This is a genomic window from Bacillus sp. FSL K6-3176 (assembly GCF_038003325.1).
GTDB lineage: Bacteria > Bacillota > Bacilli > Bacillales > Bacillaceae > Bacillus > Bacillus altitudinis.
Window position 1 is genome coordinate 2241074 of sequence record NZ_JBBOOX010000001.1, and the last position, 11639, is coordinate 2252712.

Consider the following 11639-nt stretch of genomic DNA (forward strand, 5'->3'; position numbering starts at 1 on the left):
CACACTTCAAAAAACAAGCATTACGTGAGAAACGGTTAATTCTGATCTTTTGACCATGTAAAAAGGAATAATAGCGAGCGATTATTCCGTTCAGCATGTAGACAAACCCTCGCATTCTTTGTCAGTCCTGCGCTCTGGTGCTCACGAATGCCAAATTCGCTCCGCGCCAGTGCTCGTCCTTCCTAGACTGCAAAGGTTTTCTATCACGCTGAAAAGAAGACAAAGGGCTAAAATCAAGTTCATTTTAGCCCTTTGTCAACAATCTAAAAGGAATAATAGCGAGCTGCTATTATTCCTTTTGTTTCAATAATTCATGTGTCAGCCGGCTCAGGACTGTTTTTCTTTTCTTTCAATACGGCATGGGCTTCTTTGACGACTTTTTCAAGTTCAGATACTGGAAGTGCCGTATTCTCTTCTTGATCAGAATGCAGGACCAAGTGGAGGAGAAATTCGATATTTCCATCTCCGCCTGTAATGGGTGAAAAAGAAACATCCTTTACATCATAGCCTTCTTTTGCAGCAAATTGATTCATTTCTTCTAGCACACCAAGATGTACAGAAGGTTCTCGCACAATGCCTTTTTTTCCAACAAGCTCTCTGCCCGCTTCAAACTGCGGCTTTACTAGCGCAATACAGTCGCCGCCTGGGATAAGAATATGCTTTAATGCGGGAAGAATGAGTTTGAGCGAGATAAATGATACATCAATAGATGCAACCTCTGGTAATCCTTCGGTGAAATCTGCCGGAACAGAATGGCGGAAGTTGGTGCGTTCCATGACGATCACCCGATCATCCTGTCGTAATTTCCACGCAAGCTGATTGTAGCCAACATCCACAGCATAGGATTTGACTGCTCCATTTTGGAGTGCGCAATCTGTAAATCCCCCTGTTGATGAGCCGATATCAATTAAAAGCTTTCCTTCAACGGTTAAATCAAATTCTTGAAGTGCCTTTTCGAGCTTTAGCCCACCTCGGCTGACATATTTCAGCGGATTCCCCTTCACAGTCAGCGGGGTATCACGAGCGATTTTTTCTCCTGGCTTATCCAAACGGTTTTCATTTGAGTAAACGATCCCTGCCATAATGGCGCGTTTTGCTTTCTCTCTCGTTTCCATTAGTCCTTGTTCGACTAATAAAACGTCAAGTCGTTCTTTCTTTGATGTCATGATCCAATTCCTTTTCTTGGTGCTGCGGGAAGCAGGTCACGTAACGTTTCAGCAACCTGTGTTTTCGTCAGTCCAATTTCCTCAAGTAGCGCATCGACACTTCCATGCTCAATAAATTCATCTGGAATGCCCATACGTTCTACTTTTATATGAGACGCTTTTTTGTCGTGAATATATTCTAATACGCTGCTGCCAAATCCACCTTGAAGCACCGCTTCTTCTATTGTTAAAATTGGCAAACCTTCAGACAGTATCTCATTTAACATGCCTTCATCAAGAGGCTTAATGAAACGTGCATTGACAACACGGATTGATTTACCTTCTTTTTGCAGTTCTTCTGCTGCCTGCAGCGCCATTTTAATGGTTGTACCGAATGTTAAAATGACAGCATCTTTCCCGGGACGAAGAACTTCCCAAGAACCAATTGGGATGGTTTTCAGCTGTTCATCCATTTTGACGCCTAGTCCATTTCCACGCGGGAAGCGCATGGCGATTGGACCATCATCATATTGAATGGCTGTGTTGACCATATGTTGTCCTTCATTTTCATCCTTTGGCATCATGAGAACCATATTCGGCATATGACGCATGAAAGCAATGTCAAACACACCTTGATGTGTTTCTCCATCTGCACCGACAAGACCTGCACGGTCAATTCCAATGAACACATTGAGATTTTGACGACAAATATCATGCAGCACTTGATCATAGGCTCTTTGGAGGAATGTTGAATAAATCGCTAAAAATGGCTTCATGTCCTGTGTAGCAAGTCCAGCAGCCATTGTTGCAGCGTGCTGCTCTGCAATTCCAACATCAAACATTCGCTCAGGGAATTCTTTTGCAAACCCTTCAAGCTTTGAGCCAACAGGCATTGCAGGTGTAATTGCGACAATCCGCTCATCTTCCCTTGCCAGCTTTCTGACGGTTTCACTGACGAGACCACTCCATGACGGTGCAGCTGCTGTCGGTTTTACAAAGTCACCTGTGTCGATTTTGTATGGGCCTGTTCCGTGCCATGTGCCGATCTTATCAGATTCGGCCGGCTTATAGCCTTTTCCTTTTTTCGTGATGACATGAAGGAGAACCGGGCCTTTTGTTTTCTTTGCGTACTCAAGATTCTCAAACAAATCTTCATAGGAATGTCCATCTACTGGTCCTAAGTAAGTAAAGCCCATTTCCTCAAAGAACATACCAGAGACAAGCAAATATTTCAGACTGTCCTTGATACGTTCTGCTGTTGCAGCAAGCTTCCCGCCTACTGCTGGGATACGCTTGAATAAGTATTCAAGCTCATCCTTTACCCATTGGTATTTACCAGCTGTACGTAGTCTGCCAAGCATTGTATGGATCGCCCCAACGTTTGGCGCAATACTCATTTCATTGTCGTTTAAGATCACAATCATGTCTTTTTTTTCATCCCCGATATGGTTCAGTGCTTCTAACGCCATACCGCCGGTTAGTGCACCATCGCCGATAATCGGGAGAATGTATTCATCTGTTCCTTTAATGTCACGCGCTGCTGCCATTCCCATTGCACCAGATAATGAGGTTGAACTGTGTCCAGTCTCCCAAACATCATGTTCACTTTCATTTCGTTTAGGGAACCCGCAGAGCCCTTTATATTGACGAAGCGTATCAAACTCGGCTCCTCTTCCAGTTAACAGCTTGTGAACGTAAGACTGATGTCCAACATCCCAAAGAAATTTGTCTTTCGGGCTGTCAAATACTTTGTGAAGTGCAACAGTAAGTTCAACGACACCAAGGTTTGGACCAATGTGCCCACCAGAGTTCGCTAACGACTCAATTAAAAACGTGCGAATGTCCGCACTCAGCTCCTCTAATTCTGCATTTGACATTCCTTTTAGAAACGTTGGATTTTTTATTGATAAAAGATCCAATCAGGATCAACTCGCTTTCAACAAAATTTCTATCTACATATATAATGCCTTATTCCTATGAAAACCAATTCAGGAATAAGAGTTGTCTCATCATGATAAACTGTTTACAGTTTACCACAATTGCTCGAGGACCCTCAAATCTAGGCTGTTTTTAGTGATCTCGTGAGGCAATCAGATCGCATAAATCATGCAGCAAGTTTTGCTCCAACTCAAGATTTGAGACAATTTCTTTCGCACGAGTGATATGTTCATCCAGCTTTTCTTTTGCTCCTGAAAGCGTTAATAAAGAAGGATATGTCGACTTTTCATTTGCTGTATCGGAGCCGATCCGCTTTCCTATTTTCTCTTCGCTGCCTTCAAGATCTAAAATATCATCACGGATTTGAAAAGCAATGCCAATATGATAGCTGAATTCTCTCAGCTTTTCGATCTCATCATCAGATGCACCTGCCAGTATCGCACCAGCAACCACACTAAAGGTGAGTAGCTTTCCTGTTTTGCGGGCATGAATCGATTCTAATTCAGAAAGAGGGATTTGTTTCTGTTCTGCTTCCATATCATCAAATTGCCCGCCAACCATTCCGAGTGCACCTGCTGATGTAACAAGTTCATCGATGATTCTAAGCTTTTGATCAGCAGGTACATCGTCAGATAATTGCGATGTAATCAGACGGAAGCTTTCAGTGAGCAGCGCATCACCTGCAAGAACAGCTGTTGCCTCGCCGTATACTTTATGGTTGGTCGGCTTTCCTCGGCGCAGATCATCATCGTCCATACAAGGAAGATCATCATGTATCAACGAATACGTATGAATCATTTCCACTGCACAGCCTACTGGTATACCGTCTTCTTCCCTTTTTCCATACGCATTTAAAAGAGCAAGAACAAGCACAGGACGCAGTCTTTTTCCGCCAGCTTTCAGAGAATAAAGCATAGAAGATTTCAGCTCTTCTGGAATAGACAATTCCTGCACATATGTAAATAAATAATCTTCAATTGCTTGTTTTCGTGTTGTTAAAAATTCGTTTAAGTTACTTGTCACCAGCATCTGCCTCCTTCACTGAAAAAGGAGCCAGTTCACCGTCCTCTTTTAAAATGAAATCCATTTGCTTTTCAACATGCTGTAATTTTTCATGGCAAAGTTTTGAGAGTGTCATACCCTCTTGGAAATAGTGGATGGCTTGTTCAAGCGGTACATCGCCTTCTTCGAGCTTTCCCACAATCTCTTCAAGTCCTTTCATGGCCTCTTCAAATGTCATTTGTTCTTCTTTTTGTTTATTTGATTCTGTCATGATGATTGCCCTCCTTCTCAATAACCTCACAAATCAGACGTCCATCCTTCATTGTAATCGTCAGTTGATCCTTCGTTTCTACTTGATTCACACTTTTAATGAGCTCATCTTCTTTATAGGCTAAACTATAGCCTCTTTCCATGACTTGAAGCGGATTTAATGCATTTAGTTTACCAAGAACCGATTGGAACTGCGAATGAATTGTTTTCATTTGCACATTCATGCTCCGAACGAGCTGTTCTGTTTCATTGGCGTGACGTTTTTTCGCCTGAAGCAGCTGCTCTTTTGGATGAAGCGGCTTCAGTCTATATGTTTGGCGGTCAAGTTGACTGCGTTTTTGTTCCATTTGTCTTGTCAGCTGTTTTTGAAAACGATCAAATACCATATCAAATTGCTGCTCTTTTTGCTCTTGTAATCGCTTTGGAAAACGGAAAGCATAAGAGGATTGAAGTGCCACAAGACGGTCTTTTGCTTGTGACGTTCGATTTTTCACCGCTCTTGTTAACCGAATGTCGATTGATTTGATTCGTTCAATTAAATCAGCGGTGCTTGGAACAGCTAGTTCTGCTGCTCCTGTTGGTGTGGGTGCTCTCATGTCTGCAGTGAAATCACTAATGGTAAAGTCTGTTTCGTGCCCAACTGCAGAAATGATTGGAATGTCTGATGCGAAGATCGCTCTTGCGACTGCTTCTTCATTAAAGGCCCAAAGTTCTTCAATCGATCCTCCGCCTCTCCCGACAATCAAGACATCACAAAGCTGTTTTTCATTGGCTTCTTTAATCCGTTCCACAATCGAACGCGGAGCATTTTCTCCTTGGACTAATGCCGGAAGCACAATGATCTTGGCCTGCTGATAGCGCCGATTGATCGTGGTAATGACATCTCGAACAGCTGCTCCTGTTGGGGATGTAATGACACCAACAACCTCTGGAAATTCAGGAATTGTTTTTTTATAGCGCTCATCAAATAAGCCTTCACTTGCTAGTTTCTTCTTCAGCTCTTCATAGGCAAGATGAAGAGCACCAACACCATCAGGCTGCATTTCTTTTGCATATAATTGATAGCTTCCGCTCGGTTCGTAGACTTGAATTCCGCCACGTACGAACACTTTCATTCCGCTCTTTGGTGAAAAAGGCAGCTTGGACGCGGAGCGCTGGAACATAACAGCTTGCATACGTGCATTTTCGTCCTTTAAGGTGAAATAAACATGACCTCTTGAATGAATCTTCACATTTGATAACTCACCTTTGATCCAAATATCTTCTAAATGAGGGTCAACATCAAATTTTCTTTTTATGTATTTTGTAAGGGCTGTGACCGTCACAAAGGCTTTTTCACTCATGACGTATTCCTCCTCTTCAAAAACGCACATTCATCCACCGGCAGCACGCAGGTGGATGAATGGATCAAGCTTATGATAATGTACGTTTTGCTGATTTAACCGTATTGTGTGCAAGCATCGTAATTGTCATTGGACCCACTCCGCCAGGGACTGGTGTGATGTAAGAAGCTTTTTCTTTTGCTGCTTCAAAGTCAACGTCCCCTACAAGTTTCCCCGTTTCTAGACGATTGACTCCTACATCAATGACAATAGCGCCTTCTTTAATTTGGTCAGCTTTAATAAAGTTTGCTCGACCGACGGCAACAACTAAAATGTCCGCTTTTAACGTATGTTCTGAAATGTTCGCCGTTCTTGAATGACAGTAGGTGACGGTTGCATTTTCGTTTAATAGCAATTGTCCAACTGGTTTGCCGACGATATTGCTTCGTCCTACAACGACCACTTCTTTACCAGAGAGATCCACACCTGTTTTGTTCAATAATTCAACAATACCTGCTGGTGTGCAAGGGAGGAATGTGTCTTCCCCAAGTAGCATTTTCCCGATATTCAGCGGATGAAAACCATCTACGTCTTTCTCTGGTGAAATTCGTTCAATGACGGCTTTTTCAGAAATATGTTTTGGCAGTGGAAGCTGAACAAGAATTCCGTGGAATTGATCATTTGCATTGTACTGATCAATCATCTTTAGCAATTCCTCTTCTGTTAAAGAAGCATCTAAATGATCAAGCTGGAAATGCATGCCCATGGCTTCTGCTGCTTTTTTCTTCCCGCGTACGTAAGAAAGTGAAGCCGGATCATCACCGATTAGAATAACGGCAAGACCAGGTGTGACTCCTTTTTGTTTTAGCTCTTCTACTTCTTTTGCTAATTGTTCACGCTTTTCTTTTGCTGTTTCTTTCCCATCGATGATTGTTGCTGTCATGTCGAATCCTCCTATTACTGCTTTAGGTCGTTTTTAATGTTTGAAAGTACACCATTTACAAATTTCGGCGCCTTATCGTCACCGAACAATTTAGCCAGTTCAATGGCTTCATTCATTGAAACACTCACCGGGATATCTTCTTGATATACCATTTCGTACACAGACAGCCTTAAAATGGCTCTGTCTACGTTCGCAATACGATCAAGTTTCCAATTCACAAGATGCTGTGAAATCATGTCATCGAGCTTGTCCTTTTGTTCGAGCACACCGAAAACCAGTTCCTCGAAAAAAGGATCTGATTCTTGTTCATCCAGCGCATGTGTAATGGCCTCTTTCGGATCAATATTGCTGACATCAATTTGAAATAATGTTTGTAGCGCCTTTTCTCTTGCAGTTCTTCTTTTCATTATTTACTCCTTTAACCACTTTATCCGCTTGTCGTTAAGCCATACAGAGATCATAACATATTTTGACCGTAGTCGCACCAAGATCCATGCGAGCTGTGACGAAAAACGAATCACTCCATGCGTGACGTAATCATCATGCGGAATTTTCCCAAAAATGGGCTTTAAAAAACCAAAGAGGCAATGCCTCCTTGGTTTCACTTCAACCCTTTTTACATTTCTTGATCAACTTCAGCTTCAGCTGTTTTTGTATCAAATTGAATGCCGACGACATGAATGTTGATTTCATTAATCGTTAAGGCCGTCATGTTTAAAAGGGTTTGACGGATATTTTCTTGAACAGCAGTGGATACCTTTGGAATGGATAGGCCAAATTCAACCACACAATACACATCAATTGTGATGCCTTCATCAGAGACATCTACTTTCACACCTTTACGGTGATTTTTCTTCCCAAAGCGTTCTGCCACATCAGCAGCGAAGTTGCCGCGCATTTCCGCAATTCCTTCGACCTCTGATGCAGCGATCCCAGCAATGACTTCAATCACTTCTGGCGCAATTTGCACTTTTCCCAATTGATCTTCATCAAGGTTCATTTCAAGCAAATTGTTTTCTGACACGATCATTCACCTCCGAAAGCTGTTATTATTTCATAATTTGATACGTTTCTAAAAACTTCGTATTAAAATTACCGCTCACAAATGTTTCGTGCTCTAGTAATCTGAGGTGGAATGGAATCGTTGTGTAGACTCCTTCAATGACGAATTCTTGCAGCGCACGTTTCATTCTTGCAATTGCTTCTTCTCTCGTTTTACCATATGTGATCACTTTCGCAATCATACTATCGTAATATGGCGGAATCACATAACCAGGATAAGCGGCAGAATCAATACGTACTCCTAAACCGCCTGGCGGAAGGTACATTTTAATTTCACCAGCAGAAGGCATGAAGTTTTTCTCAGGGTTCTCTGCGTTAATACGACATTCAATCGCCCAGCCTTCGTATACGACATCCTCTTGCGTAAGGGAAAGCTTTTCACCTGAAGCTACTTTGATCTGTTCTTTGATCAAATCAACACCAGTGACCATTTCCGTTACAGGATGCTCTACTTGGATACGTGTATTCATTTCCATGAAGTAAAACTTCTCTTCATTATAATCGTAAATGAATTCAACCGTTCCGGCACCTGTGTATTCAACAGCTTCGGCTGCTTTTACGGCAGCTTCACCCATTTGCTCACGAATATCTGCATTTAGTGCAGGTGATGGCGTTTCTTCCAGAAGCTTTTGCATTCTTCTTTGGATAGAACAATCACGTTCACCTAAGTGAATGGTATTCCCATGCTGATCAGCAAGGACTTGAATTTCAACGTGTCTAAAGTCTTCAATGAATTTCTCCAAATAGACACCTGGGTTCCCGAAGTTTTGTGCTGCTTCCTGCTGCGTGATGGTGACACCGTTAATGAGCTCTTCTTCTGTGCGAGCCACACGGATACCTTTACCACCGCCGCCTGCAGTTGCTTTAATAATGACAGGATACCCAATACCAGCTGCTGTTGAAACAGCATCATCAAGATCTTTTACAATTCCTTGAGAACCAGGGACAATTGGAACACCAGCTTGCTTCATTGTTTCTCTTGCCACATCTTTCGTTCCCATTTTGGAAATTGCTGACGCAGTTGGTCCAACAAAGATGACATTACATTCCTCACAAAGCTCTGCAAAGTCTGCATTTTCAGCAAGGAAACCATATCCTGGATGGATGGCATCTGTACCTGTTAGCTTTGCCACACTGACAATATTTGTCACATTTAAATAACTATCTTTTGAAGCAGTCGGTCCGATGCAATATGCTTCATCAGCCATTTGAACATGCAGCGCATCACGATCCGCTTCAGAAAATACCGCAACTGTTTCAATTCCAAGCTCTTTACAAGCACGGATGATTCTAACTGCGATTTCTCCTCTGTTTGCAATTAATAGCTTTTTAATCATGATCGTACTCCTTACTCTGCTTTCACTAGAAAGAGGGGTTGTCCGAATTCTACAAGCTGACCGTTTTCAGCTAATACTTCGACGATTTCGCCTTTTACTTCTGCTTCGATTTCATTAAACAGTTTCATCGCTTCAACGATACATACAACTGAGTTTTCCTTCACTTTAGAACCTGTTGTCACATATGGATCTGCTTCTGGTGAAGAAGAAGCGTAAAATGTGCCAACCATTGGGGATGTGATTTTATGCAGGTTTTCAGACGCAGTTGCCTCTTGTGCAGGGACTTCGGTCTGAGCTGGAGCTTGTGCTTTAGGAGCTTGTTGAGCTGGAGCTGCTTGGACAGGAGCCACTGGTGCTTGTGCCGCAACTTGCTGAACGACTTCTTTATTTTTCTTTAACTTGATTTTTGCGCCTTCATTTTCGTACGTAAATTCATCAATTGTTGATTCGTCAATTAATTTAATTAGTTCATGAATCTCTTCAATTTTTAACATGGATTTGCACCCCTATGTATGGATTTATCTTTTTTTATAGGCTAGTACTAAAAGTACATACTATAACCATCTTACAGGAGGATTTCGTTGAATTCAACTATTAATGTGATGAGACACCTCGCGCAAGCACCTGAAAAAGGGCGTCAACCCGCATGAAAAAACGCCCTTTTCAGAAAAGGGCGCTTGTGCATTTTTTATTGATTCGATGGCTCAAAAGTGACGGCTACGTTATCAAGCCCTCTCATTTCTTTTGTGACCAAATCAATAATATCTGCTGCTTGGGACTTTGATTTTTTATCAGAACGAACCGTGATGTTCACTTTATCTCCTTCTGCACTGACGAGCGCATCTTTATATCCTTTTGTTTTGATTAATGTCTCCAGCTGACGCTCTGTTCCTTCTGCCTCACTAAGCGCTGTCATTTGATCATAAGCTTCACTTTTTTCTTGCGCTGTTGCATCATCGCTAGACACGATTTCGTTATACTCTTCACGCTGCTTGCTGCGCTTATCTTCCAGTTCAAGTCTGTAGGTTGTGAAAAGTTCATCGTCGGTCTGCTCTGAAACAGCCTTTCCTTCTTCTCCACTTGTTTCAACATCTTCTTGTTTCGCATTGGTTTCTTTGTCAGTTGATTTCTCTTCTGCATTCTTTTCGGTTCCTTTATCAGTCCCTTTTTCTGGCTCAGCCTTTTTCTCTTCCATTCCTTTTGATTTTGTATCCTCTACTGTCACAGCATTCTCACCTTGCGGGGACATGATATAGTACACACTTAATACGACAACTAAACTTAGCATCGTTAATAGCCAAACCGTTTGTTTTTTTAACATCATTCCGAATCCTCCTTGATTTTTTTAGGGGCAACAGCCACTCTATGGCTCGGTACATCAAGCACTCGTGTAACCGCTTCAATGATGGTTTTCTTTATTTGAACGTTGTCTACTCCTTGAGCAACAACGAGGACACCTCGAATGTCTGGCTTTTTCGTTTGGACAACAACAGGTGTTTCTTCATTGCCATTTTTAATAATGACAACCTCTTCTTCTTTTGTTTGATCCGTGACACTTCGCACGCCGCCTTCTTTGTCTGTTTCCTCGGTCGTAGTGCTTTTATTGGATTTGTTTTTTTCAAACACTTTTAAAGAAGTTGCGTCTACATTTACCACGATGGAAACATCCTCAACACCAATGATCGTTTCTAAAATCTCTTTCAGCTGATTTTCGTATTCTTGTTCAACATCCTCTATCGAGTTGTTTGACTTACCTGAAGAGGATGGTTTGAACACCGCCTGCTCTTCTGAGGATGTTTTTTTAGACGCAGGAACAGCAGCCTCTTGTTTGCTTGATGGCGGTGACAAAATTTGACTGACTAACATGAATGACACGCCGATGATGAAGACAAGCAGTAAGTAATGGTGCTTCGTTAATTTTGGTTTCCCTTCACCTTTTTCAGGTGCTTGGAACATTGATTTCAGTTTTTGTCTCCAGTCTTTGTTATTCATGATCTGCTGCGTCACCTCCCTCAATGTTGAGCGCAATGTGTTCAGGCCGTGTATTCCAAACATCTGCAAGCGTCTCTTTCACCCTCGCCATCTCTTTTGCTGACGCCCCGGCGCTTTCCTCCTTTTGCCTGGAGAGATCAATGTCGACCTTTGCCACCGTTTCTACAGCATCACCTGTGAGCGGGACAAGGACTGCTTTGATGCGAAATTGATCTGCCTCCATATTCTGATCAAGGTGCTCCTCATCTGCCAACACTTCTACGTGTTTCATTTCATAGCTCTCCTTCTCCAGTGGCTCCTTTGCGCTTTTTTCTAGTTGGACAGCCATTTGCTTTAAAATATATGCACGCTGTGAAGCTTGTATTTCTTTTTTTTCTAAATTCATCTGATTTTTTATTTCTTCTGATTGCGCTTGGTCCTTCCCTTTCATGATTTCTGAGAAAATTTGGTCCGGATCTGCCCGGAATAACGCAAAGATCGGATTAAGCATCACCACAATCAACAATAAGCTGACGACCATTTTTGCATACTTCTGCATGCTTGAATTGGGAAGCAAAAGATCAATCACAATCGCAAATAAAATAAATAGAATAATACTTGTGATCCATTCTGTGAGAAAACTCAAATG

General features: G+C 42.1%; 13 protein-coding genes. All 13 read right to left on the minus strand.

All coding sequences use genetic code 11. The features are described 5' to 3' along the window. Positions 1–311: 311 nt before the first annotated feature. Entirely contained in the window at positions 312–1166 is an 855-nt protein-coding gene (locus MHB38_RS11580) for a TlyA family RNA methyltransferase (RefSeq protein WP_048001394.1), read from the minus strand. Continuing rightward, complete coding sequence (dxs, locus tag MHB38_RS11585) at positions 1163–3064, minus strand: 1-deoxy-D-xylulose-5-phosphate synthase (RefSeq protein WP_007501165.1); 1902 nt, start codon at positions 3062–3064, stop codon at positions 1163–1165. The genes MHB38_RS11580 and dxs overlap by 4 nt, the downstream gene beginning before the upstream one ends. Before the next feature lie 151 nt (positions 3065–3215). Further along, positions 3216–4112: a polyprenyl synthetase family protein gene (locus MHB38_RS11590; RefSeq protein WP_218646142.1), complete on the minus strand. Its 897-nt coding sequence runs from the start codon at positions 4110–4112 to the stop codon at positions 3216–3218. After that, complete coding sequence (locus MHB38_RS11595; RefSeq protein ID WP_003215880.1) at positions 4096–4356, minus strand: exodeoxyribonuclease VII small subunit; 261 nt, start codon at positions 4354–4356, stop codon at positions 4096–4098. Before MHB38_RS11595 ends, MHB38_RS11590 begins: the two co-directional genes overlap by 17 nt. Then, on the minus strand, positions 4340–5698 hold the full coding sequence (gene xseA, locus MHB38_RS11600; protein WP_017357964.1) for an exodeoxyribonuclease VII large subunit: 1359 nt from the start codon (positions 5696–5698) through the stop codon (positions 4340–4342). Before xseA ends, MHB38_RS11595 begins: the two co-directional genes overlap by 17 nt. Before the next feature lie 70 nt (positions 5699–5768). Beyond that, positions 5769–6620 carry a bifunctional methylenetetrahydrofolate dehydrogenase/methenyltetrahydrofolate cyclohydrolase FolD gene (folD, locus tag MHB38_RS11605; RefSeq protein WP_007501171.1) on the minus strand — a complete coding sequence of 284 codons (852 nt, stop codon included), beginning with the start codon at positions 6618–6620 and terminating at the stop codon, positions 5769–5771. Positions 6621–6634: 14 nt separating this feature from the next. Beyond that, the gene (gene nusB, locus MHB38_RS11610) at positions 6635–7027 is read right to left on the minus strand and encodes a transcription antitermination factor NusB (RefSeq protein ID WP_008342218.1); all 393 of its coding nucleotides are present in this window, start codon (positions 7025–7027) and stop codon (positions 6635–6637) included. A gap of 209 nt (positions 7028–7236) precedes the next feature. Next, positions 7237–7644, minus strand: a complete 408-nt coding sequence (locus MHB38_RS11615) for an Asp23/Gls24 family envelope stress response protein (RefSeq protein ID WP_017357965.1) — start codon at positions 7642–7644, stop codon at positions 7237–7239. Positions 7645–7669: 25 nt separating this feature from the next. Continuing rightward, the gene (accC, locus tag MHB38_RS11620; protein WP_008342217.1) at positions 7670–9019 is read right to left on the minus strand and encodes an acetyl-CoA carboxylase biotin carboxylase subunit; all 1350 of its coding nucleotides are present in this window, start codon (positions 9017–9019) and stop codon (positions 7670–7672) included. A gap of 11 nt (positions 9020–9030) precedes the next feature. Further along, positions 9031–9513, minus strand: a complete 483-nt coding sequence (gene accB / locus MHB38_RS11625) for an acetyl-CoA carboxylase biotin carboxyl carrier protein (RefSeq protein WP_341003459.1) — start codon at positions 9511–9513, stop codon at positions 9031–9033. A 194-nt stretch (positions 9514–9707) separates the two neighbouring features. Continuing rightward, positions 9708–10340 (minus strand): SpoIIIAH-like family protein, encoded by a 633-nt coding sequence (locus MHB38_RS11630; protein ID WP_024718861.1) that lies wholly within the window; start codon positions 10338–10340, stop codon positions 9708–9710. Continuing rightward, on the minus strand, positions 10340–10975 hold the full coding sequence (spoIIIAG, locus tag MHB38_RS11635) for a stage III sporulation protein AG (protein WP_370529232.1): 636 nt from the start codon (positions 10973–10975) through the stop codon (positions 10340–10342). The genes MHB38_RS11630 and spoIIIAG overlap by 1 nt, the downstream gene beginning before the upstream one ends. 28 nt (positions 10976–11003) lie before the next feature. Next, positions 11004–11636 (minus strand): stage III sporulation protein AF, encoded by a 633-nt coding sequence (gene spoIIIAF, locus MHB38_RS11640; RefSeq protein ID WP_007501185.1) that lies wholly within the window; start codon positions 11634–11636, stop codon positions 11004–11006. Positions 11637–11639 lie beyond the last annotated feature (3 nt).